Source organism: Streptomyces sp. NPDC093085 (assembly GCF_040683935.1).
Taxonomy (GTDB): Bacteria; Actinomycetota; Actinomycetes; order Streptomycetales; family Streptomycetaceae; genus Streptomyces.
The window spans coordinates 817,912-842,783 of sequence record NZ_JBFBFB010000001.1 but is presented as its reverse complement, the minus strand read 5'-3'; the positions used below and the strand labels follow the sequence as shown (position 1 = coordinate 842,783).

Sequence of the window (24,872 nt, the reverse complement as noted above, 5' to 3'; positions counted from 1 at the left end):
CGGATTTCCCCGGCTCCCGAGGTCTCCCTGGGGAATGCGGACCATCACCAGAACCGTCACACGCGTCACGCTCTGTGAAGCCAGGAGGTTACGCCAAGTTGCCCCACTCGAAACGTCTTTGACAGTTTTCCGTGACGAATGATCATTCTTGACGGTTTCCAGACAGGGCGCGTGCGGTGCCTCCACCCGGACCTCGGCTATCCGGCATCCCCCGGCACACGAACATCACAAGGTGTCAACAGGGCCTCCTCACCCCGGAACCGCTGTGGCAGACTCGCCGGTATGTCATGGTCCGAGGGCCTGTCCGCGGGGGTGGAATGTGAGTGAGCCTCGGTCTGCCCCCACCATCGGGCAGCTCGTTCTCGGCAGACAGCTCCAGTCACTCCGCGAGAAGGCCGGGTTCTCCCGGGACCGGTCCGCGAAACTGCTCCATGTCGCGGCGGGCACCGTGCGCCGGATGGAGACCGCGGAGGTCTCCCTCAAGATCCCGTACCTGCAACTCCTGCTCCCCGAGTACGGGGTGGGCGAGGAGGACACCGAGTCCTTCGTCCGGCTCGCCGAGGAGGCCAACAAGCCCGGCTGGTGGCAGCGGTTCTACGACATCCTGCCGGACTGGTTCAGCGGGTACGTGAGCCTCGAAGAGGCCGCTAAAACGATTCGCTCGTACGAACCGCACTTCATACCCGGGCTCCTCCAGACCGAGGAGTACGCGAGCGCGGTCCTCGCCACCGGGGCGATCGGCCGGACCACGGACCCGCACCGGCTCGAACGCCATGTCGCGCTGCGCATGGAGCGGCAGGCGCTGCTCACCCGCCCGGAGGCGCCGGCGTTCTGGACCATCCTGGACGAGACGGTGCTGCGCAGGTCCGTCGGTTCGAAGGAGGTGATGCGGGCCCAGATCGACCGGCTGATCGAGGCGGTCGAGCTGCCGAACGTGACGGTCCAGATAGCCGAGTTCGGCGCCGGGCCGCACCCGGGCGCGTACAGCCCGTTCGTGCTCTTCCGCTTCGGGATCCCCGAAGTGCCCGACATGGTCTACATCGAGTATCTGACCGGGGCGCTCTATCTGGACCAGCCCCACGAGGTCTCCGCGCACATGCAGGCGATGGACCGGATGGCCACCCTCGCGGAGCCCGCCCACCACACGAAGGAGCTGCTGGCCGCGTACCGCCGCGAACTGTCAACTTGACCCGGCCCTGAAGGGCCGGGCTTGGAGGTAGCGCCCAACTGGCTGCTGGGTGGGTTCCTCCGTCCGGACACCCCTATGGGGTGGCGGGGACGCGTGACTCACGCCCCGCGGTCCACACAACCTCGCCCTTGAGGCCGATGTTGTGGGACGCGTTGTCGTCCGCGTGCATCAGGGCCCCGCAGGACCGGCAGGCGAACGTCGCTTGTGACGGGCGGTTGCGCCGGTCGATATGACCGCACTGGGAGCATCGCTGGCTGGTGTACGCCGGATCGACATACACCAGTGGCACCCCGGCCCGCTTGGCCTTGTACTCGATGTACCGGCCGAGCTGACGGAAGCTCCACGAATGCAGTTGTGCCCGCTGGTCCTTGCGGAGCCGTACCCGGCTCCGGATGCCCGTGAGATCTTCCAGGGCGATACCGGAGCCGGTGCGTTCAGCGGTGGTGACGATGGTCTTCGAGATGACGTGGTTGACGTCGGCGGTGTGCCGGGCTTCCTTGCGTGAGCGCTTCTTCAGGAGGCGTTTGGCGGATTTGGTGCCCTTGGCCTGGAGCTTCTTGCGCAGTGCGAGCTGTCGTCTCCGGTACCGGTTCAGGCCGCGTCCGGCGGCCCGGTAGCCGGTCGAGGCGGTGGCGATGTTGACGATCCCTAGATCCACGCCGACGAACCCGCTGGGCTCGTACCGCTCGGCCTCGGGGATGTCACAGACGGCGACCAGGTAGAACACGCCGTCGCGTTCGATCAGGCCGGACTCGCCCTTGCGGTACTCGCGGAGCATCTTGAGTGCGTCCGGGGAGCAGGCGAAGCGCACGTTCTTGAGCCGGCCCGCCGTTGTCCAGATCGAAACCGTCCGGGCGTCGTAGCGCCAGGACAGACACCGGTCGTCGTACGGCTGCGCGGCCTCGGGCCGGAACACGACCGGCTTCGACTCCGCCCTGACCCTGCGCTTCGATCCCGGCCTGCCCAGGTTCCCGGCACGGATATTCGCCTTCAACGTGGCATAGGCGTCACACGTCTTCTTGATGACATGCTGGGCGGCCTGCGCCCCCAGCCCACGCGCCTTCAACGCCGTGTAGGTGTGCTTGCGCAGCTCGTACTCACGCGGGACACCGCGCTCGAACGCCACCCCGGACACCCAGCACGCAGCCTCGTTGACCGTACGCAGGGTCGCCGACAGCGCGGCGACCTGGTCGGCCTCCGGCATCAGCTTCACCCGTGTCACGATCTTCACACCCGCGATCGTAGCGTTGATCTATGGCACCACGCTGGGAACCAAATCCCAATATCCGCAGGGGCAGAACAGTCGTCCACACCCTTCACGCGCACTTGGTCTTCACGCCCAAGTATCGGCGCGGGCCTTTCACAGATGAGATCCTCCGGCGCTGCGAGGAGGTCATGCGGGACGTGTGCGCGGACTTCGACGCCGAACTGGCTGAGTTCAACGGGGAGAAGGACCACGTCCACCTGCTGGTGCGCTACCCGCCCAAAGTCGCCTTGTCCCGCCTGGTCGGCTCCCTCAAGGGCGTCTCCGCCCGGCGGCTCCGTCAGGAGTTCCCAGCCCATATCCACACATACCTGTGGGGTGACCATTTCTGGTCGCCTTCGTACTTCGCCGCCTCGTGCGGTGGAGCATCACTTGAGATCATCGAGGAATACATCGAGAACCAGAAACGACCCGGCTGAGGTCAACAGTGCGGACTCATGGGAACCCGCGGGCCAGAACGCCCCAGAGAAGCGCATCCTCCCGGGCGTAAACACCCGGGGTTCCGCGCCAGATCAAGCTGAACGTCGGGCGGGCCGGAGAGCGGGGAAGCAGGGATGGGGTGGACGGGGCCGGGGCCGGGCGGGATGGTCTCTCCGGCCCGGCCCCGGCCCGGCCTCGGCCCGGCCCCGGCCCCGTCTCCGGCCGTTACGGGCGCGTGCCCGCGCCGCCGTTCGCCAGCAGCGCCTCGATCGCTTCGAGTTCCGGATCCGTCAGGGGCGCCGCGTCCAGAACGGCCAGATTCTGGTCGAGCTGGGCGACACCGCTCGCCCCGATCAGCACCGACGTGACCCGCGCGTCCCGCAGCACCCAGGTCAGCGCGAGCTGCGCCAGGGTCTGGCCCCGCTCGCCCGCCGCCTTGTCGAGCGCGCGCAGCAGCGTCAGCTTCTCCTCGGTCAGCGCGTCCCGCTTGAGGAAGTGGCCGACGGCCATCCGCGAGTCGGCGGGCACCCCGTCGAGATAGCGGTCGGTGAGCTGCCCCTGGGCGAGCGGCGAGTAGGCGATGACCCCGGCGCCCACCTCGTCGGAGGCGGCGATCAGCCCGTTCCGCTCGATCGTCCGGTCGAGCAAGTTGTACGCGTGCTGGTTGATCAGCAGCGGGGTGCCCAGCTCGCCCAGCAGCTCCGCGGCACGGCGCATCTGCTCGGGCGGGTAGTTGGAGAGCCCGGCGTAGAGCGCCTTGCCCTGCCGCACGGCCGAGGCGAGCGCCCCCACCGTCTCCTCCAGCGGCGTGTCCGGGTCGAAGCGGTGCGAGTAGAAGAGGTCGACGTACTCGACCCGCATCCGCGCCAGCGACTGGTCGAGGCTGGCCAGCACATGCTTGCGCGAGCCGAACTCGCCGTACGGGCCCGGCCACATGTCGTACCCCGCCTTGGTGGAGAGGAACAACTCGTCGCGGTAGGGCCGGAAGTCCTGGGTGTAGACCGTTCCGAAGTTCGCCTCGGCGCTGCCGTAGGGCGGGCCGTAGTTGTTGGCGAGGTCGAAGTGGGTGACCCCGCGGTCGAACGCGCGGCGCAGCACGGCGCGCTGGTTCTCCAGCGGGGCCGTGTCACCGAAGTTGTGCCACAGCCCCAGGGAGACCTGGGGCAGCCGTACACCGCTGACGCCGCAGCGCTGGAACCGCATACCGGCGTAGCGGTCGGCGTCGGCGAGATAGGGCGGACGTTTCAACGAACTCTCCTGGTGGCTGGGGGTGGAGCGGGGCGCCGCGCCTCGCTGCGGAGGCCCGGCGCCCCGACGCTACACACGGATCGGCCTACAGGGAACGGGGGGACGGAGGCGACGAGGACGGCAGGTCCTGGTCGGGTACGGGTGGGTCCGGTACGGGCCGGTCCGGTATGGGTATGTCCGGTACGGGCCGGTCCGGTATGGGCACGTCCGGTACGGGCCGGTCCGGTACGGGCACGTCCGGTACGGGTGGGTCCGGTACGGGCGCGTCCGGATCCGGGGTCCGCTCCGCCGTGCCGGGCAGCCGTGCCGCGAGCAGCGCGCCGAGCGCGGCGACGGCGGCGAGGGCGGCGAGCGTGGTCGCCATGGCGGAGGTGAAGGCGTCCACCCAAGCGGCCCCGCCCCCTCCGGCTCCGCCCCCTCCGGCCCCGCTTCCGACGAGCCCGCCGCCCGCGAGGGTGAGCAGGGTGGCGGCGAGCGCGGTGCCCAGCGCCGGGCCGATGTTCATCGCCGTCTGCTGGAGTCCGCCCGCCACCCCGGCCAGCGAGAGCGGCGCATGGCGGACGACCACGGCCGTCGCGGTGACCATGACCGTGCCGAAACCCGCCCCCAGCACCAGGAACGCCCCGCTGATCAGCAGCGGCGGCGACCCCCGGTCCACCGAGGCGAGCAGCAGAATGCCGAGCGCCAGCAGGGCCATCGCCGGTCCGGCCGTGGCGCGCGGCCCCCACCGCCGGGCCAGCGCCGGGGCGGCCGGGGCGCTCACCACCATCAGCACGGCCAGCGGCAGCACCCGCACCCCGCACTCCAGCGGGTCCATCGCGAGGACGTCCTGGAGGAAGTACGCGGCGACGAAGAGCGTGCCGAAGAGCGCGGCCGACGCGCAGAGCAGGACGGCGAGCGCCGGGGCGAGCGCGGCGGCCGGACCGCCGAAGAGGGCGGGCGGGATCAGCGGGCTCGCGGCCCGCCGCTCATGGCGGACGAAGGCGGTGGCGGCGACGGCGACCACCGCGCACCCCGCGACCGCCTCCGCCGTCCAGCCGGATTCCGGGAGCCCGACGAGGGTGTGGACCAGTGCGGCCAGGGCCACCGCGAGCAGCGCCCCACCGGAGAGGTCGAGCCGCGCGGGCCCGGTCGCGTCCGTACGTACGATGCCACCCGCCGCCCCGGACGCACCCGCCGCCCCGGACGCTGCCCCGGACGCGGCCCCGGTCCGGTCCGCCGGTTCCGTCCCGCCCGCCGCCTCGGGCAGCCGTACGGCGAGGGTCAGTCCCCCGATCACCAGCGCGGGCACGACGTTCAGGAAGAAGACGCCACGCCAGCCGAAGTGCTCCGTGAGCGCGCCGCCGACGACCGGGCCCGCCGCCGCTGCCACCCCGATGGCGCCGGTCCGCACCGCGATGGGCATCGCCAGCCGGTCGGGCGGGTACGCGGCGCGGAGCATCCCCAGGGTGGCCGGCTGGAGCAGCGCGCCGAAGACCCCCTGGACCACCCGGAGTCCGATGACCCAGCCGATCCCGGGCGCCGCGCCGATCGCCGCCGACGCGGCGCCGAAGCCGAGCATCCCGAGGGCGAAGAGCCTGCGGTGCCCGTACCGGTCGCCCAGCCGCCCGGCGAGGACCAGCAGACTGGCCACGGCGATGAGATAGCCGGTGCTCGTCCACTGGACCTGGGCGAACGTGGCGTCCAGATCGCGCTGGAGAGCGGGGCGCGCGACGGTCAGGACGGTGCCGTCGAGGGCCACGACCGAGGCCCCGATGACACTGCCGGCGAGCACCAGCCGCCGCCCCGCCCGCGCCTCCCGTTCCCGTACCGGAGGCTCGGACGCGTGGGGTGTCCCCAGGGGTACGGAGCCGGTGCGCGCCCCGGGTCCCGGGCGCTTCCCGGCGGTCACCGGGACCGCCCGGGATCCGTCGCGCCCGGGGCGGAGCCTGGCACGGTCCCCGTGGCAGGCCCCAGATGGGCGTCGACGGTGGCACGGAGCAGTGGCTCCGCGGTGTCCAGCCCGGTGGCGAGCGGAAGGCTGCCCCACGCCCACAGTTGCGCGATGCCGTGCAGACCGGCCCAGAGCGCGCCCGCCACCACCTCGGGCTCCGCCGCCGGTGCGGGGCGTACCCGGGCGACCAGGTCCACCAGCACCCGGAAGAGCGGCAGGCTGGTCTCGCGCAGCCCGGGGCCCCGGCCCTCCGTGGCGTTCTCCAGCAGGTCGTGGCGGAACATCAGCTCGAACATGCCGGGGTGGGCCGCCGCGTACCCGAGGTAGACGCGGCCGAGCGCGAGGATCCGGGCGCGCGGCTCCCCCGCCGGTCCTTCCCCGGTGGCGCCCGCCCCGTCCCCCGGGGCGCTCCCGGCCGCCGGCGCGGCCGCCGCCTCGGCTGCGAGCGCGTCGAAGCCCTGGCGGGCGATGGCGGAGAGGAGCGCGGCGTGGGTCGGGAAGTACCGGCGCGGCGCGCCGTGCGAGACCCCGGCGCGCCGGGCGATCTCGCGCAGGGAGAGCGCCGTCACGCCCTCCCGCGCCACCAGTTCGACACCGACGGCGACCAGCCGGGCACGGAGACCGGCGTCGGGTTCCCCCGCGGGAACAGCGGGAGCAGTTGTTCCAGGCAGATGCATAGACACTGTCTACCACCCGAAGGTAGACAGTGTCTACGCGCCGTGCCCTGCTCTCCGGGCCGGTCACCGCGCCCGGACCGGGACCATCCGGCTCAGCCGATCGGCTCCGCCATGCGCACCACGTCGTACGCGAGTCCGATCGTCTCGCCGGTGGCCGGGTCGGCCAGCTCCACCCGCCAGCGGTCGGCGAACTGGTCGACCCCCTCGACCATGGGGATCGTGCCGGAGATCAGCACCGTGCCCGGGATCAGCTCACCGCGCTCCCGCAGCAGGTCGGCCCAGTACGTGGGGGTGAGCAGCTCGGCGAGGGTGCCGTCCTGGATCAGGGTCTCCGCACCCTCGGCCCCCACCCAGGCACGGAGGGTGAGGGCGTCGAGCCGCTCCTCGACCTCGGCGAGCCGCCAGGCGCGCCGCGCCAGCACGTCGGGGCCCGCGTTCTTGCTCCAGGCCACCCCGTGGACCTCCAGCTCGCGGTCGGTGTGGTCGCAGGCGGCGGTCAGCAGCAGGTCGCCGCCCTCGTCCACGACCAGGGCCCACTCCGCCTCACCGGAGGTACGGCCGTGCTGGACGCTGACCCGCTCGGTGTGCTGCGCGAGGTACGGCGAAACCGGGTAGAGAGCAGGGGTGACGGAGGGCGCGGGCACCCCCAGTTCGGCGAGTTCGGCCACATGCGCGGCCACGTCGTCCTGGCTGCGCCCGGCGTATCCGGCGTTGAGCACCTGGACGACATCGGCTTGCCGGGTGGTGCCGTCGGGCAGTTCGAAGGTGAGCAGCGCCATCGGAGTTCTCCACATCGTTTGCGCGGTATCAGCGGGGTTAACTTTGTGCGCGAGGCTTGCGCATACGACCTGTATACAAGAAGTATGCCGGTAGGTCGACCTCCGGCCTCCTTCCCTCTGAACTCGGACGGACACCGTGAACCACATCTCCCAGCAGACGGATCCCCGCCCGCCCGGCGGCTCGGCGGTCCGCCGCGCGTTCTTCGCCAGCCTCACCGGGACCGCCCTGGAGTGGTACGACTTCGCCATCTACTCGGTGGCCGCCGCGCTCGTCTTCGGCGAGGTGTTCTTCCCCTCGGAGGACCCGGCCACCGGCACCCTGCTGGCGTTCTCGACCTACGCCGTCGGCTATGTCTCCCGGCCGCTGGGCGGCTTCGTCTTCGGCCGCCTCGGGGACAAGATCGGCCGCAAGAAGGTGCTGATCGCGACGCTCGTGCTGATCGGCGTCGCGACCCTGCTCATCGGTGTGCTCCCGGGGTACGCGACGATCGGGGTGACCGCGCCCGCGATGCTGGTGCTCCTCCGCTTCGCGCAGGGGGTCGGGGTCGGCGGCGAGTGGGGCGGCGCCGTGCTGCTCTCCAGCGAGTTCGGCGACCGGCGGCGGCGCGGCTTCTACGCCTCGGCCGCTCAGGTCGGCCCGCCGGCCGGAAATCTGCTGGCCAACGGGGTCCTCGCGGCGCTGGGGCTGATGCTGACGGACGAGCAGTTCATCAGCTGGGGCTGGCGCGTGGCGTTCCTCTTCTCCGGGGTCCTGGTCGTCTTCGGGCTCTGGATCCGTACGAAGCTGGAGGAGACCCCGGTCTTCCAGGCGATGGAGGCGGAGAACAAGCGCCCCGAGGCGCCCATCAAGGAGGTCTTCACCACGCACCCGCGCGGGCTGGCCGCCGCGATCCTCAGCCGGATCGCCCCGGATGTGCTGTACGCGCTCTTCACCGTCTTCGTCCTGACGTACGCGACCACCGAGCTCGGCATGTCGCGCGGCTCCGCGCTCACCGCGGTGCTGATCGGCTCGTCGTTCCAGGTCTTCCTGATCCCGCTGGCCGGCGCGCTCTCCGACCGGTTCAACCGGCGGGCGCTGTACGGGATCTCGGCGGTGGCGGCCGGGGTCTGGCCGTTCCTCTTCTTCCCGCTGACGGCGGGCGGCAGTTGGCCCGCGCTCGCCTTCGGCGTGGTGGTGGCGCTGGTCATCCACTCGCTGCTGTACGGCCCCCAGGCGGCCTTCATCTCCGAGCAGTTCTCGCCCCGGCTGCGCTACACCGGCTCCTCCCTCGCGTACACCCTGGCCGGGGTGGTCGGCGGCGCGGTGGCCCCGCTGCTCTTCACGGCGCTGCTCGACGCGTACGACTCGTGGGTGCCGCTGGCGCTGTACGTCGCGATCACCGCGGTCCTCACCGTCGGCGGGGTCCTGCTGGGCCGCGACGCGAAGGACGCGGACGCCGAGGACCTGCTCACCCCGGCGGAACCGCCGGCCCGGGGGGCGAGCGCACCGGACGGCGCGCCCAGCCTCTGACCGGCGCTTCGGTCCGTACGCCCGTACGCGCCCGCCCTCCGCGGGGGGCCGCACCCGACCTCCGCTGGGGGCCGCACCCGCGCACCCGCACCCCGTATCGCCAGCACCTGGAAGGACCCCATGCGCATCGCGCTCTGCCAGCTCACCACCGGCCCCGACCCCGAGGCCAACCTCGGCCTGCTCCGCGACCACGCCCGGCGCGCGGCGGAGGCGGGTGCCCGGATCGCCGTCTTCCCCGAGGCCGCGATGGCCTGCTTCGGCACCCCGCTCGGCCCGGTGGCCCAGCCGCTCGACGGACCCTGGGCCGAGGAGGTCCGCCGGATCGCCAAAGACACCGGGCTCGTGGTGGTCGCCGGGATGTTCACGCCCGCGCCCGGCGGCAAGGTGGCCAACACACTGCTCGCCACCGGGCCCGGGGTCGAGGCGTCCTACGACAAGATCCATCTGTACGACGCCTTCGGTTACGCCGAGTCCGACACCGTGGCGCCCGGTTCCGAGGTCGTCACCATCGAGGTGGACGGGGTCGGGATCGGCCTCGCGACCTGCTACGACGTCCGTTTCCCCGAGCTGTTCCGGGCGCATGCCGACGCGGGCGCCGTGGCCTCGCTGGTCCTCGCCTCCTGGGGCGCGGGGCCCGGCAAGCGCGAGCAGTGGGAGCTGCTGACGCGGGCCCGCGCGCTGGACGCGACGGTCTGGCTCGCCGCCGTGGGCCAGGCGGACCCGGCGGCTTCCGGAACGGAGGAGTCCGGGACGCCCGGGGCGTCACCTGCCTCGAACACCTCGAACGCACCGACCGGAATCGGCCACAGCGCACTCATCGGCCCGGACGGCACGGTACGGCACGCACTCGGCCCGGAGCCGGGGATGGTGCTGGCCGACCTCGACCCCGCGGAGGTCACCGCCGTACGCCGCACCCTCCCCGTACTGGCCAACCGGCGCCTGCCGCAGCCGCGTTGAGCACCCGGCGCTGGTGCCCCGCCGGGCGCGGCCCGGCGGGGCACCAGGCCGGGATCAGGGTCGGCCTGGCTCGGGGCCGGCCTGGCCGTGGGCGCCGTGGGTCGGCCAGGCTCGGGGCCCACCGGGATCACCCCGTGAGCAGGACCTTGAGCGTGGTCTCCAGGTGGCTGTCGATCGCGGCCCGCGCGGCGTCCGCGTCGCGCTCGGCGACCGCCGTCAGGATGGCCTGGTGCTCCCGGAGCACATCCTCCTGGCGGCCGTGCCGGCTGTAGAGCGCCACCACCCCGGCCCTGATCTGCCGGCTGCGCAGCCCGTCGTAGTGGCGGGTCAGCAGCGCGTTGCCCACGGCGGCGACCATCGTGGCGTGGAACTGGTGGTCCACCGCGATGAATTCCTTGGCGTGCTCGGGTCCGCTCAGCGCCCGCTGCCGCTCCAGCAGCGCCGCCAGCTTCTCGACCGGGGCCCGGCCGTCCGGGACGACCCGCTCCGCCGCGTACCGTTCGACGATGCCGCGCAACTCCATCAGCTCGGTGATCTCCCGCCCCGAGAGGGCGACGATCTGCGCGCCGCGCTTGGGGACCAGCCGGACCAGGTCCTCGGCGGCGAGCAGCAGCAGCGCCTCGCGGATGGGGGTACGGGAGACTCCGATCCGGTCCGCGATCTCCTGCTCGGAGAGGAACCCGCCCTGGAGTTCGGGGTCGGTGAGGACCTCCTCCTTGAGGAACGCGTACGCCTTCTCCCGGCCCGACGTCACAGCGCACCTCTCCATTGCATACAACGAGTATACGAGCCGCTCGGGCCCCCCGTACACCCTGCGCCCGTTATGTTCTTCTTTTTCCTTTCCTTCACCGGAGTTTTCAACAGTGTGTCCCAACTCTGTTGAATTTCGCCTTCCGAACTCCCTTGAACCGGCCCGAGAAAATAGGCCAGAGTTCCGAACGCGGTAACCACGCACTCTGGTTGCCGCCGGACACACGGCTACCTCTGCGAAATCGGTCCCCACGCCGATTTCCCCCCCATGCACGGCCGTGTGCGCCGAGACCGGAAGGAAATGGACTGTGCGATTCTCCGGCAAGATACTCGTGGCCGCGGCCGCGGGCGCGCTGCTCTCCGTCACCGCCGTCGGCGGGGCACAGGCGGGGCAGCAGACCACCGAGCGGTACGACCCGGCGATGGTGCGGGCCCTCGCCACCTCGCTCGGCGTCAGCGAGACTGCGGCCACCGAGCGGCTGGACCGCCAGGCCGACCAGCAGAACCGGCTGACGAAGCTCGGCAGAGCGGGCGTCGCGACCGACGGCGCCTTCTTCGACGGGACCGGCACGCTGGTCGTCAACGCCGTCGGCACCAGCGCCGAGGAGCGCATCGAGGACGCCGGCCTGACCCCGCGGATCGCCCGGCACGGCGAGGCCGCGCTCGACCGCGTCAAGGCCGAACTGGACGCCAGGGCCCTGAAGGAGACGCCGTCCGGCGTCACCGCCTGGTCGGTGGACCTGGCGTCGGACACCGTCACCGTCGAGGTCAACGACGCGAAGGACGCGGCGGCCGCCGCGTTCCTGAAGGCCGCGCGGGCCCACGGCGACGCCGTGCGCGTGGTCGAGGGCAAGCCGGAGCTGTCGACCCAGGCGGTCGTCACGCCGGGCGACGAGATGTCCTTCAACGGCTATGTCTGCTCGGTCGGTTACGGGGCCCGCGACGCCTCGGGCCGCCAGTACCTCGTCACCGCCGGCCACTGCATCGAGGACCTGCCCGTCCTGTCGTACAGGGGCACCCGCTTCGCCCAGGGCACCAACACCCGCTTCGCGGTCGGCAGCCGCAGCGTCGACATGGGCATCGCCGCCGTCGACTCGGGCAGCTCCATCGCCACCCAGGTGGGGACGTACGGCAGCGCCGGCACCGTCGCCGTCCGGGGCAGCTCGCGGGCCTCGGCCGGCGCCGACCTCTGCAAGTCGGGCCGTACGACCTTCTGGACCTGCGGCAAGGTCAACTCGTACAACGTGACCGTCACCTACACGGACCCCAACGGCGGTCCGAACACGGTCGTCACCGGCCTGGGCAGCTCCTCGGTCTGCACCCAGGGCGGCGACAGCGGTGGCGCCTACATCTCCGGCAACCAGGCGCAGGGCATGACCTCGGGCGGCCCGTCGGCGCAGCGCTGCAACGGCTCCGTCAACTCGCCCGGTTCGTCGTACTTCCAGCCGCTGGACGACGCGCTCTCGTACTACGGGCTCACCCTCAACACCAACTGACGCCCCTCGGACCAGCCGCTTCACCCCGGGCCGCCCCCACCGGCCCCCAGGACCGCCCATCGGATACGGTGGGCGGTCCTGCCCGTGCGGGCCCGGCCCGCCGGCCCCGCTCGACCCGGAGGGGGACCCCGTGCACCAGGACCCGCCCCTCACCGGGGAGCCCGCCGCCTCCGGCGCCGCGCCGGCCTTCGCCGAGGTCTTCCAGCGCGCCGTCAAACGGCGCGGGCTCTCCCTGGAACGGGTCCGCAGCCGCCTCGCCGAGCAGGGCCTCCCGATCAGCCTGACCACCCTCAGCTACTGGCAGCGCGGGCGCAGCGAGCCCGAGCGCGCCGAGTCGCTGCGCGCGGTGGACGCCCTGGAGACCATCCTCGAACTTCCCCCGGGGGCGCTGCGCTCGCTGATCGGCCCGTACCGCCCCCGGGGCCGGGTCGCGCCGCCCGCCCACGACCTGCGCTCCTCGCACCGGGTCTTCGGCGAGAACTCCCTGGCGGAGCGGATCCTCGGTCCCGACTTCGCGCGGCTCAACGAGGCGATCTCCACGCTGAGCATCCGGGAGACCGTCACCATCGACGCCCGGCGGCGGCTCCGCTCCATCGCCGTCCAGCAGGTGCTGCGCGCGGCCCGCGAGGACGCCGACCGGCTCACGGCGGTCCATACCGTCGACAGCGGGGCGCGTGCGGTGCATACGACGGTACGGTGCGGAATTGCCGGGCCCGTCCGCTTTCTGCCCGAGGTCAGTACGGTCGTCCTGGACATCGAGTTCGGCCGGGAACTCGCGAAGAACGAGACAGTGGTCATCGACTACACCCTCACCGTGGATCCCGGGGACGGCACCGACGATCATTACCAGCGCGCCACCCGGGTCCGGCTGCGCGATTATCTGCTCCATGTCTATTTCCATCCGGACGCGCTGCCGGCGGTCTGCCACCGCTATTACCGGGAGCACTCGGAGGCGGAGATGAGCTACAACCACCGGGTCGCCCTGGACGCCTCGCACACCGTCCACTCGGCGCCGGGCCGCTGTCCCGCGGGCATCTACGGGATCTCCTGGGAGTGGCCCTCCTGACACCGGCCCGCCCCTGACCCGACGCCGCCGGGGCGGCGGCCGGCTGGCTTGAAGTGTTCACCCATAAGCGGAATCAGGCATTCAAGTTGAAGATGTCTTCAATTCGCCAACCCATACAAGTCGTTACTCGATAAACTCGTCATTCCGAGGTGTCGTCAGTCCGAGGGGACGGGGTTCATGGCAAGTGCAGATGTAGCGCTGAAGGACGCGATGATGATCGAGGGCGCCCTGGGTGCCGCTCTGGTCGACTACACGAGCGGCATGGCGCTGGGCACGCTCGGCGGGAGCAGGGACCTGGATCTCGCCGTCGCGGCGGCGGGGAACACCGATGTCGTACGGGCCAAGTTGCGCACCCTGGAGACGCTGGGCATCCAGGACGCGATCGAGGACATCCTGATCACGCTGGGCGCCCAGTACCACGTCATACGTCCGCTGACGGGCTCGGCGGGGCAGGGCCTCTTCCTGTACGTGGTGCTGGACAGGCAGCGCGCCAATCTGGCGATGGCGCGCCATCAGCTGAAGCGGATCGAGACCCAGGTGGACGTCTGACCGGGGGGTACGGCCGGCGCCGCCTTACTGCGCGCCGTTCTCCGGAGGTGCGCCCCCGCTGTCCGGGGTGCCCCCGTTGTCCGCGGCGCGCAGGTCGGCGAGGAGTTCGGCCTGCCCCGCCAGCACCCCGGAGAGGATCGTCCGCGCCACGCTCAGCAGTTCGGCGAGGTACGGGTGGGCGAGCGCGTAGTGGACGGCCGAGCCCTCCCGGCGCGTGACCACGAGATTGGCCCGGCGCAACACGGCCAACTGCTGGGAGAGCTGGGCGGGTTCGACCCCGACCTCGGGCAGCATCTCGGAGACCGCGTGCTCACGCTCGCTGAGCAGCTCGAGCACCCGGATGCGGACGGGGTGGCCCAGCGTCTTGAAGAACTCGGCCTTCAGTTGATACAGCGGCGCGCTCACCGGTCTTGCCCCTTTTCCCGCGCGTACCGCGTACAGCGCATCTGCCCGGACCTCGGGAGACGACCACCTTACCGGCCGGGCATCCGGGGCGACCACGCGCTCCCCCGCGAGGACCATGGCACCCCGGGCGCCCACGGCGCTCGTTAGACAATGGAATCCATTTTCATATAGCGTCGGGCCTCCCACCCCTTACCGGAGGTCCCCATGGCCGTGCCCAAGCGGAAGATGTCCCGCAGCAACACCCGTCACCGCCGCGCCCAGTGGAAGGCGACGACGCCCCAGCTCGCGCCCGTCGTCGTCGACGGGGTCGTGTACCGGGTGCCGCAGCGGCTGGTCAAGGCGTACGAGCGCGGGCTGCTCCGCCCCGAGAGCTGAGCCGCCCCATGCCGCCCACCACTCCACCCCCGCCTCCGCCCCCTGCTTCTCCCCCGCTCCCCGTCACCGTGCTCTCCGGCTTCCTCGGAGCCGGCAAGACAACGCTTCTCAACCATGTCCTCGGCAACCGCGAGGGCCTGCGGGTGGCGGTCATCGTCAACGACATGAGCGAGATCAACATCGACGCCGCCCTGGTGCGCGGCGGCGAGGCCGCGCTCTCCCGCACCGAGGAGCGGCTGGTCGAGATGACCAACGGCTGTATCTGCTGCACCCTCCGCGACGACCTGCTGGAGGAGGTGGACCGGCTGGCACGCGAGGGCCGCTTCGACCATCTGCTCATCGAGTCGAGCGGCATCTCGGAACCCATGCCGGTCGCCGCGACGTTCTCCTTCCCGCGCGACGACGGCGCCACGCTCGGCGATCTGGCCCGGCTCGACACCATGGTCACCGTGGTCGACGCGGTGAACTTCCTGCCCGAACTGGCCGGCGGGGACGGGCTCGACGAGCGCGGGCTCGCCCCGTACGAGGACGACGAACGCACCGTCAGCGACCTCCTGATGGACCAGGTCGAGTTCGCCGACGTCCTCGTCCTCAACAAGCTCGACCTGGTCGACACGGCGAGCGCGGACCGGCTCCGCGCGGCGCTCTCCCGGCTCAATCCGGCCGCGCGGGTCGTCCCCGCCGTCCGGGGGCGGGTACCGGTCGGCGCGGTCGTGGGCACCGGGCTCTTCGACCTGGAACGCGCGCAGGAGGCGCCGGGGTGGGTGCGGGAGCTCAACGGCGACCATGTGCCCGAGACCGAGGAGTACGGGATCTCCAGCACCGTCTTCCGGGCCGAAGCCCCGTTCCACCCGGGCCGGTTGTGGGCGTTCGTCACCACGGGCCTGGAGAGCGGACGGTACGGCCGGATCCTGCGCTCCAAGGGATTCTTCCGGCTCGCCTCCCGCCCACGGGTCACCGGCTTGTGGTCGCAGGCCGGCGCGGTCGCCCGCTTCGAGCCGCTGGCCGCCGGGGCGGCCGGGTCCGGGTACCGCCAGGAACTGGTCTTCATCGGCACGGAGTTGCGCGCCGAGGCGCTGTGCACGGCGCTGGCCGGCTGTCTGCTCTCCCCCGGCGAGACGGCCCCGTACGACGACCCCTTCCCCGGGTGGGACACGCACGGCCTCGACGAGGCCTGCACGCACGAGCACCCGGAGCCCGCCACCGCTCCGGGCTGACCTCAGGCAGCGCCAGGGGCCGGGGACTTGAGTCCCGCCCCACAGAGCGGGACGACCACCTCGGGTGCGGTGAGCGCGGTACGGGCCGCCGCCTCGGCCGGGCCCCGCGTCTGCCCGGTCGCGGTGCGGGCCGCGCGGACGGCGGCCCAGCAGACGGCGGCGGTGGGCTCCACGAACACTCCCCGCGCGGCGAGTTCGGTACGGGCCGCCGCGATTTCCTGGTCGGGCACCGCGACCACCGTACCGCCGGTGGCACGGACCGCCCGCAGGATCTGTTCGCCGCGCGGTGGCGCGGCGATCGCGATGCCCTCCGCGACGGTCGTCCCCGCGTCGACGCCGACCGGGATGTCCGCGCCCCGTTCCACCGCCCGCGCCAGCGGGGCGCAGCCGGCCGCCTGTACGGCGACGATGACGGGCATCCGGGGCGCGAGCCCGGCGGCGACCAGCTCGGAGAAGGCGAGGTGGCAGCCGAGGACGAGGGTGCCGTTGCCCACGGGGACGACGACCGTGTCGGGCAGGGTACGGCCGTACTGCTCCCAGATCTCGTAGCCGTACGTCTTCACCCCGTGCGCGAAGTACGGGTGGAAGACATGGCTGGCGTACATCACCCCGGGCTCGGCAGCGGCGGCGACGGCCGCGGCGGCGGTGTCGGCGCGGGAGCCCGGGACGAGGGTGACGGACGCGCCGTGCGCCCGCATCTGGGCGAGCTTGGCCGGGGAGGTGGCGGCGGGCACCAGCACCCGGCAGGGGATGCCCGCGCGGGCGAAGTAGGCGGCGGCCGCGGTGCCCGCGTTGCCGCTGCTGTCGACCAGCGCGGACGCGACGCCGAGCCGGGCGGCGAGCGTGGCGAGCACGACGGCGCCCCGGTCCTTGAACGACAGGGTGGGCATCAGGAAGTCCAGCTTCAGCCGCACCCCCGGCAGCGTCCCGGAGTCGACCAGCGGGGTCATGCCCTCCCCGAGCGAGATCCCGGGATCGAACGCGACGGGCAGCACCTCCCCGTACCGCCACATGGTCGCCGCGCGCCCGGCGAGGACGGCCGGTTCGAGCACGGCGGACCCGGGGGAACCGGCGGGACCAGTGGGACCGGCGGGAAACGCCGCGACATCCAGCACTCCCCCGCACACGCACCGCCACACCAGCGCGGCCACCGGATACTCCGCCCCGCACCGCGCACACACCAGATCCGGAAGCCCCTCACCCGCCGTACTCACAAACCCGCCCTCCGCTCGTCCCCGCCCCGCCGCCTCACCATGGCCCCACCCTAGGCGCGCAGCCGGCCGCGAAGGGAGCGGGCGATCTCCTCGACCGCGGCGGCGGGGACCCGCTGGCCCTCGGGACGCTGGAGCATCCCGAAGACCCGCGGGCCGCGCAGTTCCTCGGGCAGGTCCTTCATCCGGGGGGGGCAGGGCGTCGCCCTGGGCCTCCTTGGCGCAGGTGTAGCAGGTCGGTGATGTCATGCGGGGCAGCGTAGCCCCGTACCGCCCCTACAACTCGGGGACCAGTAAGGGTCGTTGTGTCATCCCCAGGTCGGAGACAAGGTGCACCCCGGCGAGGGATCCGGGGGGTGGGGTGGGTGTTGAAGGATCTTTTCTGTCCGAACATGCGATCGGAAGGATCGATATCGTGCGCAGACGACGTCTCGCGCCCCTGTTGGCCGTGAGTGTGACGGCCACGCTGGCTCCCGTACTCGCCACCTCGACCGCCACCGCCGCCCCGGCCGCCGCTCCGTCGGCCGCCGCGTCCTCCGCCGCCGGGAAGGGCGCGCTGGACCGGTACACGCGGCAGAAACCGGAGTGGAAGAGGTGCGGGGACGGGACTCCGGCTGAGTTCGAGTGCGCCACGGTCAAGGTGCCGCTGGACTACCAGGATCCCGGGGGCGCCCGGATCGACGTGGCCATATCCCGGATCAGGGCCACCTCGCCCGACCGGCTCGGGGTGCTGTTCTCCAACCCGGGCGGGCCCGGCGGGCCGGGGCTGTTCATGCCGCTGGCGCTGGCGGAAGAGCTTCCCGAGGAGTTGCGCGGGAAGTACGACCTCATCGGCTTCGACCCGCGCGGGGTGGGCGAGTCCACCCCGGTCTCCTGCGGTCTTGAGGAGAAGGAGTGGAACTGGCTGCGGCCGTACAAGGAGGAGACGTTCGACACGGATGTCGCCTGGGCCCGGAGCGTCGCGGAGAAGTGCAAGGAGAAGGCGGGCGACACCCTCCCGCACATCACCACGCGCAACACCGCGCGCGACATGGACGTCATCCGGGCGATCCTGGGTGAGAAGAAGCTCTCGTACCTGGGGTACTCGTACGGCACCTACCTGGGCACCGTCTACACCCAGCTCTTCCCGGGCCGGTCGGACCGGATGGTGCTGGACAGCGCGATCGACCCGGAGCGTGCCTGGCGCGGGATGATCCAGTGGTGGGCGGAGGGCGCCGAGCCCGCGTACCACCGGTGGACCGAGTGGGTCGCCGAGCGCTCGGACACGTACGGCCTCGGGGACACCCCGAAGAAGGTGGACCGGGCCTTCTGGGACCTGGTCGAGCAGGCCGACGAGACGCCCATCGAAATCGACGGCGAGAGGGTCACCGGCGACGACATCCGGGGCGGTATGCGCCCGTCGTTCTTCTCCCCGGAGCACGCCACCGAGGTCTTCCTGAGGGTCCGGGACGCCGCGGCCGGGACCTCCGGCGCGTCCGGTACGTCCGGTACGTCCGGTACGCCCGGTACGGCTGCCTCGACGGGGACGCTCGGGCTGTTCGCCCGGGCCCAGGGGCCCGGCACGGCGGCCGAGGAGGTGGACGACAACGGCATGGCGAGCTTCTGGGCCGTCGTCTGCGGCGACAACTCGGCGGCGTGGTCCCGCGACCCGGAGAGCTACCGGGCGGACGCCATCGCGGACCGGGGCCGGTACCCGCTCTTCGGCGACTTCGCGTCCAGCATCAAGCCCTGCGCCTTCTGGGACGAGTCGGCGGAGCCGGTGACCACGGTGAAGAACAAGGTCGGCTCCCTGATCGTCCAGAACGAATGGGACTCGCAGACCCCGCTCCCCAGCGGCCAGGCGCTGCACACCGCCCTGAAGGGCTCGAAGATGGTCACCGTCCTCGGCGGGGAGGGCCATGGCGTCTACCCGAGCGGCAACACCTGCACGGACGCGGCCGTCACCGGCTACCTGCTCACCGGCAAGCTCCCGAAGAAGGACGTGACCTGCCAGGCCACCCCCGCTTCGAACGAGGAGGCCCGCCGGCAGCAGCGCGGGAAGGACATCGTTCCCGGCTCTCCGCTGCCCGAGCGCGCTCCGGACCGTTTCTGACCGGTCACCCGGTGCACAGAACGGTGCACATACGGAAACTCCCGGTACGGAACGATCCGTACCGGGAGTTTTCCCGAGTGTCCGAGGGGGGACTTGAACCCCCACGCCCGATAAAGGGCACTAGCACCTCAAGCTAGCGCGTCTGCCATTCCGCCACCCGGACGAGTGGTCGTTTCGCGGTGTTCCCCGCGGCGACAGAGACAACGATACCAGGGGTTCGGGGGGTGTCTCACCCACATATCCGGTGGTCAGAGGTGGCGGCTAGGGCATGAGGTGGTAGTCGGGGAAGTTGCCCGGCGGGCGTTCGTCCGGGGGGCCCTCGGTGACCGCGCGGACCAGGAGGTCGCCGCCGACGAAGGCGCCGCGCCAGGAGTGGCCGAAGCCGCCGAAGAGCTCGTCGCGGTCGCCCCGGGAGCGGGGGGTGCCGTGGCCCGTCTTGAAGGCGCGGATCTGGGGGGCGAGGCGGGCATAGGTCCCGGGGTCGTCGGTGGAGAGCGTCGCGACCAGCGCGCCGTTGGAGGCGTTCATCGCGGCCAGCAGCTCCGCCTCCGTGTCGACCAGGACGATCGTGTCGACCGGGCCGAAGGGTTCCGCGTAGTGGAGCGGGGAGGACGGGGGCGGGTCGAGGAGGGTGACGGGGGCGAAGTAGGCGCGGGTGTCCTGGCCGGGGAGGAGGCGGGCGTCGGCCAGGGTGGCCCGGTGGAGGGGGACGGCGCCGCGTTCGATGGCCTCGCCGACCTGGTCGGAGAGTTCCTTGGCCTTGGCGGCGTTGATCAGGGGGCCGAAGTCGAGGGTGGGGGGCGGGTCGTCCGGCGAGGCTACGGCGAGCGGGTGGCCCACCCGTACGGTGCGGACGGCGGGGAGGTAGGCGGCGAGGAACTCGGCGAAGAGGGAGCGCTGGACGACGAAGCGGGGGTAGGCGGTGCAGCGCTGCTTGCCGTAGTCGAAGAGTTTGGGGATCACGGCGGCCAGGGCGGCGAAGTCGGTGCAGTTCCACACACCCCAGGTGTTCAGTCCCTCCTGTTCGAGGACATGGCGTTTGCCCAGGTCGGCGAGGGTGGTGGCGATACCGGCGCCGGTGTCCCGGCCGCCGACGAAGGAGACACAGCCGATCTCGGGGGCCCGTACCAGCGCCTCGGAGAGTTCGCCGCCGCTGCCGCTGACCAGGGTCACCGGGACGCCCTCGCGGGCGGCGAGCGCGCAGGCCAGGGTGAGGCAGGCGACGCCGCCGTCGGTGGGTGCCTTGGCGATCACCGCGTTGCCGGCCAGTGCCTGTACCAGCAGGGCGTGGACGAGGACGGACATCGGGTAGTTCCAGCTCGCGATGTTGGAGACGGGGCCCGGGAGCGGGGCCCGGTCCGCCACCATCGGCTCGGCCTCCGCCACGTACCAGCGCACCCCGTCGATGGCCCGGTCGACATCGGCCCGGGCGAGCCGCCAGGGCTTGCCGATCTCCCAGACGAGGAGGAGGGCGAGCAGGTCGCGGTGGGCGGTGAGGGCGTCGAGGGTGGCGCCGATACGGGCGGCGCGCTCGGGCAGCGGGATATGGCGCCAGGCGCGGTGCGCGTCGAGCGCGGCGCGGACCGCCTGGCGTGCGGTGCCGGCGTCCAGCCGGGGCGGGCCGGCGACCGGGGTGCCGTCGACGGGGCTGGTGGCGGGCAGGGCGCGGCCGTCGGAGCGCCAGGACGCGGCCCAGAGGTTCCGCACCCGGTCGTCGTGGAAGGCCTCGGGCGCGGCGGTGAGGCAGCGCTCCCAGGCGTCGGACCAGGCCATACCCGGTTTGAGGATCAGTGGGGTGGGTGCCATGGGGGTCTCCGCTCGTACTCAAGTATGGGCGGTGCCGGGCGTGGGCGCGAGATGGTCCAGGACGAGCCGGGCGGTCTCGGTGGGGGTGGCGCCCACACGGATGCCGGCCGCCTCCAGGGCCCGGCGCTTGGCCTCTGCGGTGCCGGAGGAGCCGGAGACGATGGCGCCCGCGTGGCCCATGGTCCGTCCCTCGGGCGCGGTGAATCCGGCGATGTAGCCGACGACCGGCTTGGTGAGGTGTTCGGCGGCGTAGGCGGCGGCGCGCTCCTCCGCGTCGCCGCCGATCTCCCCGATGAGGACGACGAGTTCGGTCTCGGGGTCGTCCTCGAAGGCGGCGAGGCAGTCGATGTGGCTGGTGCCGACGACGGGGTCGCCGCCGATGCCGACGGCGGTGGAGAAGCCGGTCTCCCGCAGCTCGTACATGAGCTGGTAGGTGAGGGTGCCGGATTTGGAGACGAGTCCTATGCGGCCTGGTTCGGGGGCGATGTCGGCCGGGACGATGCCGGCGTTGGCGTGGCCGGGGCTGATCACGCCGGGGCAGTTGGGGCCGACGATACGGGTGGAGCGGGCCCGGGCGTACACGGTGAAGGCGACCGTGTCGTGGACGGGGATGCCCTCCGTGATGACGACGGCGAGGCCGATCCCGGCGTCCACGGCCTCGGTGACGGCGTCCCTGGCGTACCTCGGCGGGACGAAGACGACGGTGACATCGGCGCCGGTGGCCGCCATGCCCTCGCGTACGGTGCCGAAGACGGGCACGGCGGCGCCGTCGATGTCGGCCTGGCTGCCGGCCTTGCGGGGGTTGACGCCGCCGACGACGGCGGTGCCGGCGGCGATCATCCGCCGGGTGTGCCGCAGCCCCTCGGCGCCGGTCATGCCCTGGACGAGTACCTTGCTCTCCTTGGTCAGGAAGATGGCCATGGGGTTCCTCTCCTCATCCGGCGTGTGCGAGGTCGGCGGCGCGCCGGGCCGCGCCGTCCATGGTGGTGGCCTGCTGTACGAGCGGATGGGCGCACCCGGCGAGGATCTCCCGGCCGCGTGCCGCGTTGTTGCCGTCGAGCCGGACCACCAGGGGCCGGGTCAGGGTCACCGTCTCCAGGGCCCGTACGATGCCGTCGGCGACCTGGTCGCAGGCGGTGATGCCGCCGAACACGTTGACGAGGACGGATTTCACGTCCGGGTCGGCGAGGATGACGGTGAGTCCGTCGGCCATCACCTGGGCGGAGGCGCCGCCCCCGATGTCGAGGAAGTTGGCGGGGCGGGCGCCGCAGCCGGCCACCACGTCGAGGGTGGACATCACCAGGCCGGCGCCGTTGCCGATGATGCCGACCTCGCCGTCGAGTTTCACGTAGTTGAGCCCCTTGGCGGCGGCCTCCGTCTCCAGCGGGCTGGTGCCGGGTTCGGGGCCGTCCGCCGCCCAGCGGGCTTGGCGGAAGCGGGCGTTGTCGTCGAGGGTGATCTTGCCGTCGAGGGCGACAAGGTGCCCGTCCGTGGTGCGGACGAGGGGGTTCACCTCGACCAGCAGGGCGTCCTCGCCGACCAGCACACGCCAGAGGGCGCGGAGGACGGGGACGGCGGTGGCGGGGAGCCGGGCGGCGGTGGCGATACGGGCCGCCACGGCCTCGGTGACGCCTTCCGCCGGGTCGACGGGGATACGGGCCACCGCCTCAGGACGTTCCTCCGCGACCTGTTCGATCTCCATGCCGCCCTCGGCCGAGGCGATGGCGAGGAAGGTGCCGGCCGCCCGGTCGAGCACGTAACTGACGTAGAACTCGGTGTCGATGGCGACGGGTCGGGCCAGCATCACCTTCTCGACGGTGTGGCCCTTGATGTCCATGCCGAGCATCCGACGGGCCGTCAGTTCGGCCGCCGCCTCGTCGGCGGCGAGCTTCACCCCGCCCGCCTTGCCGCGCCCACCGGTCTTCACCTGGGCCTTGACGACCACGCGCCCGCCGAGCCGCCGGGCGGCGGGCGCCGCGTCCCTGGCGGTGGTCACCACCTCGGCGGGTGGTACCGCGATGCCGTGTTCCGCGAAGAGTTCCCTTGCCTGGTGTTCGTAGAGATCCATGGCTGCTCCCCTTGCTCCCCTGTGACGAAAAGTGGCGCACGCCCCCTGGACACCACCCGCCCGGATGCGGGATAACAAGCTTCATACAGTATTCGTCGACTGTATGCAATGTACTGCGAGGCGACCACGACGAGACGGCCTACGAAGGGACAGGGACCTCCTCATGCCCGACGACAACGACGACAACCAGGAACTCATCTCCGGTGGACACCTCGTCGCCAAGGCACTCAAAGCAGAGGGGGTCGAGGTCGTCTACACCCTCTGCGGCGGCCACATCATCGACATCTACGACGGCTGCGTCGACGAGGGGATCGAGGTCGTCGACGTACGCCATGAGCAGGTCGCCGCCCACGCGGCGGACGGCTACGCCCGTATCACCGGCAAGCCGGGGTGCGCTGTGGTCACCGCCGGGCCCGGGACGACCGACGCGGTCACGGGGGTCGCCAACGCCTTCCGCGCCGAGTCCCCCCTGCTGCTGATCGGCGGCCAAGGGGCGCACACCCAGCACAAGATGGGGTCCCTCCAGGACCTGCCGCACGTCGACATGATGACCCCGATCACCAAGTTCGCCGCCACCGTGCCGGACACCGCGCGCGCCGCCGACATGGTCTCGATGGCCTTCCGCGAGTGCTACCACGGCGCCCCGGGACCCTCCTTCCTGGAGATCCCGCGCGATGTGCTCGACGCCAAGGTGCCGGCCGGGCGCGCCCGGGTGCCCGCGGCGGGACGGTACCGGGCCTCGACCCGCTCGGCCGGCGACCCCGAGGCGGTCGAGAAACTCGCCGACCTGCTGGTCCACGCCGAGAAGCCGGCCATCCTGCTGGGCAGCCAGGTGTGGACGACCCGGGCCACCGACGCCGCAATCGAGCTGGTACGGACGCTCAACGTCCCCGCGTACATGAACGGCGCGGGGCGCGGCACCCTCGCCCCCGGCGACCCGCACCACTTCCAGCTCTCGCGCCGCTACGCCTTCGCCAACGCCGACCTCATCGTCATCGTCGGGACGCCCTTCGACTTCCGGATGGGGTACGGGAAGCGGCTCTCCCCGGACGCGACGGTCGTCCAGATCGACCTCGACTACCGCACGGTCGGCAAGAACCGCGACATCGACCTGGGGATCGTCGGGGACGCCGGTCTGGTGCTCTCCTCCGTCACCCAGGCGGCGAGCGGGCGGCTCAACGGCGGCTCGGCGGGGCGGAAGGCGTGGCTGGACGAGCTGCGCGCCGCCGAACAGACCGCCGTCGAGAAGCGGTTGCCCCAGCTCCGCTCGGACGCCGCGCCGATCCATCCGTACCGGCTGGTCAGCGAGATCAACGACTTCCTCACCGAGGACTCGATCTACATCGGGGACGGCGGCGACATCGTCACCTTCTCCGGCCAGGTCGTCCAGCCCAAGTCCCCCGGCCACTGGATGGATCCGGGGCCGCTGGGCACCCTCGGGGTCGGTGTGCCCTTCGTCCTCGCGGCCAAGCAGGCCAGGCCCGACAAGGAAGTGGTGGCGCTCTTCGGGGACGGCGCCTTCTCGCTCACCGGCTGGGACTTCGAGACGCTGGTCCGCTACCGGCTGCCCTTCGTCGGCATCGTCGGCAACAACTCCTCGATGAACCAGATCCGTTACGGCCAGAAGGCCAAGTACGGCGAGGCGCGCGAGCGGGTCGGCAACACCCTCGGCGATGTCCACTACGACAAGTTCGCCCAGATGCTGGGCGGTTACGGCGAGGAGGTCCGGGACCCCGCCGATATCGCGCCCGCCCTGCGGCGCGCCCGCGAGTCCGGGCTCCCGTCACTGATCAACGTCTGGGTCGACCCGGACGCGTACGCCCCCGGAACCATGAACCAGACCATGTACAAGTGAAGGAG

23 protein-coding genes and 1 tRNA gene are annotated in these 24,872 nt (G+C 71.9%); 11 read left to right on the top strand and 13 right to left on the bottom strand.

The annotated features are described in order from the left end of the window. Positions 1-319 precede the first annotated feature (319 nt). Positions 320-1,189, top strand: a complete 870-nt coding sequence (locus tag AB0O07_RS03455; protein WP_365626117.1) for a helix-turn-helix transcriptional regulator — start codon at positions 320-322, stop codon at positions 1,187-1,189. 73 nt (positions 1,190-1,262) lie between these two features. Here AB0O07_RS03455 and AB0O07_RS03450 read toward each other — a convergent pair whose 3' ends face one another. After that, entirely contained in the window at positions 1,263-2,420 is a 1,158-nt protein-coding gene (locus tag AB0O07_RS03450; RefSeq protein ID WP_365626114.1) for a transposase, read from the bottom strand. A 23-nt stretch (positions 2,421-2,443) separates the two neighbouring features. Between AB0O07_RS03450 and tnpA the strand changes: the two genes are divergently transcribed. Beyond that, positions 2,444-2,872: an IS200/IS605 family transposase gene (tnpA, locus tag AB0O07_RS03445; protein ID WP_365626111.1), complete on the top strand. Its 429-nt coding sequence runs from the start codon at positions 2,444-2,446 to the stop codon at positions 2,870-2,872. A gap of 226 nt (positions 2,873-3,098) precedes the next feature. Here tnpA and AB0O07_RS03440 read toward each other — a convergent pair whose 3' ends face one another. From AB0O07_RS03440 to AB0O07_RS03425, 4 genes are all read right to left on the bottom strand, one after another. Then, a complete protein-coding gene (locus AB0O07_RS03440) occupies positions 3,099-4,076 on the bottom strand; it encodes an aldo/keto reductase (RefSeq protein ID WP_365627957.1) in 978 nt (325 codons plus the stop codon). A 130-nt stretch (positions 4,077-4,206) separates the two neighbouring features. Then, a complete protein-coding gene (locus tag AB0O07_RS03435) occupies positions 4,207-5,895 on the bottom strand; it encodes an MFS transporter (RefSeq protein WP_365627954.1) in 1,689 nt (562 codons plus the stop codon). A 113-nt stretch (positions 5,896-6,008) separates the two neighbouring features. Next, positions 6,009-6,731 (bottom strand): TetR/AcrR family transcriptional regulator, encoded by a 723-nt coding sequence (locus AB0O07_RS03430; protein WP_365626108.1) that lies wholly within the window; start codon positions 6,729-6,731, stop codon positions 6,009-6,011. Positions 6,732-6,823: 92 nt separating this feature from the next. Next, on the bottom strand, positions 6,824-7,510 hold the full coding sequence (locus AB0O07_RS03425; RefSeq protein WP_365626105.1) for a DUF2848 domain-containing protein: 687 nt from the start codon (positions 7,508-7,510) through the stop codon (positions 6,824-6,826). 136 nt (positions 7,511-7,646) lie between these two features. On the opposite strand from AB0O07_RS03425, the gene AB0O07_RS03420 reads away from it, so the two are divergent. Both AB0O07_RS03420 and AB0O07_RS03415 read left to right on the top strand, forming a co-directional pair. After that, entirely contained in the window at positions 7,647-9,020 is a 1,374-nt protein-coding gene (locus AB0O07_RS03420) for an MFS transporter (protein ID WP_365626102.1), read from the top strand. Positions 9,021-9,140: 120 nt separating this feature from the next. Next, the gene (locus AB0O07_RS03415; protein WP_365626099.1) at positions 9,141-9,977 is read left to right on the top strand and encodes a carbon-nitrogen hydrolase family protein; all 837 of its coding nucleotides are present in this window, start codon (positions 9,141-9,143) and stop codon (positions 9,975-9,977) included. Between the two features lie 127 nt (positions 9,978-10,104). Here the strand turns inward: AB0O07_RS03415 and AB0O07_RS03410 are convergent, their stop codons facing one another. After that, entirely contained in the window at positions 10,105-10,731 is a 627-nt protein-coding gene (locus tag AB0O07_RS03410) for a GntR family transcriptional regulator (RefSeq protein ID WP_365626096.1), read from the bottom strand. Between the two features lie 349 nt (positions 10,732-11,080). Between AB0O07_RS03410 and AB0O07_RS03405 the strand changes: the two genes are divergently transcribed. The 3 genes from AB0O07_RS03405 to AB0O07_RS03395 all read left to right on the top strand — a co-directional run bounded on the left by AB0O07_RS03405 (position 11,081) and on the right by AB0O07_RS03395 (position 13,838). Then, a complete protein-coding gene (locus tag AB0O07_RS03405) occupies positions 11,081-12,223 on the top strand; it encodes a S1 family peptidase (RefSeq protein ID WP_365627951.1) in 1,143 nt (380 codons plus the stop codon). A 130-nt stretch (positions 12,224-12,353) separates the two neighbouring features. Next, on the top strand, positions 12,354-13,289 hold the full coding sequence (locus AB0O07_RS03400) for an XRE family transcriptional regulator (protein ID WP_365626093.1): 936 nt from the start codon (positions 12,354-12,356) through the stop codon (positions 13,287-13,289). Between the two features lie 177 nt (positions 13,290-13,466). After that, a complete protein-coding gene (locus AB0O07_RS03395) occupies positions 13,467-13,838 on the top strand; it encodes a hypothetical protein (protein ID WP_365626090.1) in 372 nt (123 codons plus the stop codon). Positions 13,839-13,862: 24 nt separating this feature from the next. On the opposite strand, the gene AB0O07_RS03390 is transcribed toward AB0O07_RS03395, so the two are convergent. Beyond that, complete coding sequence (locus AB0O07_RS03390) at positions 13,863-14,243, bottom strand: metalloregulator ArsR/SmtB family transcription factor (RefSeq protein ID WP_365626087.1); 381 nt, start codon at positions 14,241-14,243, stop codon at positions 13,863-13,865. 204 nt (positions 14,244-14,447) lie between these two features. On the opposite strand from AB0O07_RS03390, the gene rpmF reads away from it, so the two are divergent. Next, positions 14,448-14,618, top strand: a complete 171-nt coding sequence (gene rpmF, locus AB0O07_RS03385; RefSeq protein ID WP_365626085.1) for a 50S ribosomal protein L32 — start codon at positions 14,448-14,450, stop codon at positions 14,616-14,618. An 8-nt stretch (positions 14,619-14,626) separates the two neighbouring features. After that, entirely contained in the window at positions 14,627-15,835 is a 1,209-nt protein-coding gene (locus AB0O07_RS03380; protein ID WP_365626082.1) for a GTP-binding protein, read from the top strand. A gap of 2 nt (positions 15,836-15,837) precedes the next feature. On the opposite strand, the gene AB0O07_RS03375 is transcribed toward AB0O07_RS03380, so the two are convergent. Both AB0O07_RS03375 and AB0O07_RS03370 read right to left on the bottom strand, forming a co-directional pair. Continuing rightward, entirely contained in the window at positions 15,838-16,986 is a 1,149-nt protein-coding gene (locus tag AB0O07_RS03375; RefSeq protein WP_365626079.1) for a pyridoxal-phosphate dependent enzyme, read from the bottom strand. A gap of 113 nt (positions 16,987-17,099) precedes the next feature. Beyond that, positions 17,100-17,231, bottom strand: coding sequence for a hypothetical protein (locus AB0O07_RS03370; protein WP_365626077.1), 132 nt, complete (start codon positions 17,229-17,231; stop codon positions 17,100-17,102). Between the two features lie 230 nt (positions 17,232-17,461). Between AB0O07_RS03370 and AB0O07_RS03365 the strand changes: the two genes are divergently transcribed. Continuing rightward, positions 17,462-19,138 carry an alpha/beta hydrolase gene (locus AB0O07_RS03365; protein ID WP_365626074.1) on the top strand — a complete coding sequence of 559 codons (1,677 nt, stop codon included), beginning with the start codon at positions 17,462-17,464 and terminating at the stop codon, positions 19,136-19,138. 78 nt (positions 19,139-19,216) lie between these two features. Here the strand turns inward: AB0O07_RS03365 and AB0O07_RS03360 are convergent. The 4 genes from AB0O07_RS03360 to sucC form a co-directional block, all read right to left on the bottom strand. Next, positions 19,217-19,301: transfer RNA gene (locus AB0O07_RS03360), tRNA-Leu, on the bottom strand. A gap of 98 nt (positions 19,302-19,399) precedes the next feature. Continuing rightward, positions 19,400-20,944 carry an aldehyde dehydrogenase family protein gene (locus AB0O07_RS03355; RefSeq protein ID WP_365626071.1) on the bottom strand — a complete coding sequence of 515 codons (1,545 nt, stop codon included), beginning with the start codon at positions 20,942-20,944 and terminating at the stop codon, positions 19,400-19,402. A gap of 18 nt (positions 20,945-20,962) precedes the next feature. Continuing rightward, on the bottom strand, positions 20,963-21,865 hold the full coding sequence (gene sucD, locus AB0O07_RS03350) for a succinate--CoA ligase subunit alpha (RefSeq protein WP_365626068.1): 903 nt from the start codon (positions 21,863-21,865) through the stop codon (positions 20,963-20,965). Between the two features lie 13 nt (positions 21,866-21,878). Further along, positions 21,879-23,012: an ADP-forming succinate--CoA ligase subunit beta gene (gene sucC, locus AB0O07_RS03345; RefSeq protein WP_365626065.1), complete on the bottom strand. Its 1,134-nt coding sequence runs from the start codon at positions 23,010-23,012 to the stop codon at positions 21,879-21,881. 163 nt (positions 23,013-23,175) lie between these two features. Here sucC and AB0O07_RS03340 point away from each other — a divergent pair, with 163 nt between their 5' ends. Beyond that, a complete protein-coding gene (locus AB0O07_RS03340) occupies positions 23,176-24,867 on the top strand; it encodes a thiamine pyrophosphate-binding protein (RefSeq protein WP_365626062.1) in 1,692 nt (563 codons plus the stop codon). Positions 24,868-24,872 lie beyond the last annotated feature (5 nt).

What these genes read in the sequence shown, in the direction of transcription:
- AB0O07_RS03370 (WP_365626077.1), bottom strand. Translation starts at nt 17,231, where the DNA reads ATGAAGGACCTGCCCGAGGAACTGCGCGGCCCGCGGGTCTTCGGGATG.
- AB0O07_RS03340 (WP_365626062.1), top strand. Translation starts at nt 23,176, where the DNA reads ATGCCCGACGACAACGACGACAACCAGGAACTCATCTCCGGTGGACAC.
- AB0O07_RS03380 (WP_365626082.1), top strand. Translation starts at nt 14,627, where the DNA reads ATGCCGCCCACCACTCCACCCCCGCCTCCGCCCCCTGCTTCTCCCCCG.
- rpmF (WP_365626085.1), top strand. Translation starts at nt 14,448, where the DNA reads ATGGCCGTGCCCAAGCGGAAGATGTCCCGCAGCAACACCCGTCACCGC.
- sucD (WP_365626068.1), bottom strand. Translation starts at nt 21,865, where the DNA reads ATGGCCATCTTCCTGACCAAGGAGAGCAAGGTACTCGTCCAGGGCATG.
- AB0O07_RS03425 (WP_365626105.1), bottom strand. Translation starts at nt 7,510, where the DNA reads ATGGCGCTGCTCACCTTCGAACTGCCCGACGGCACCACCCGGCAAGCC.
- AB0O07_RS03395 (WP_365626090.1), top strand. Translation starts at nt 13,467, where the DNA reads ATGGCAAGTGCAGATGTAGCGCTGAAGGACGCGATGATGATCGAGGGC.
- AB0O07_RS03430 (WP_365626108.1), bottom strand. Translation starts at nt 6,731, where the DNA reads ATGCATCTGCCTGGAACAACTGCTCCCGCTGTTCCCGCGGGGGAACCC.
- AB0O07_RS03415 (WP_365626099.1), top strand. Translation starts at nt 9,141, where the DNA reads ATGCGCATCGCGCTCTGCCAGCTCACCACCGGCCCCGACCCCGAGGCC.
- sucC (WP_365626065.1), bottom strand. Translation starts at nt 23,012, where the DNA reads ATGGATCTCTACGAACACCAGGCAAGGGAACTCTTCGCGGAACACGGC.
- AB0O07_RS03355 (WP_365626071.1), bottom strand. Translation starts at nt 20,944, where the DNA reads ATGGCACCCACCCCACTGATCCTCAAACCGGGTATGGCCTGGTCCGAC.
- AB0O07_RS03440 (WP_365627957.1), bottom strand. Translation starts at nt 4,076, where the DNA reads ATGCGGTTCCAGCGCTGCGGCGTCAGCGGTGTACGGCTGCCCCAGGTC.
- tnpA (WP_365626111.1), top strand. Translation starts at nt 2,444, where the DNA reads ATGGCACCACGCTGGGAACCAAATCCCAATATCCGCAGGGGCAGAACA.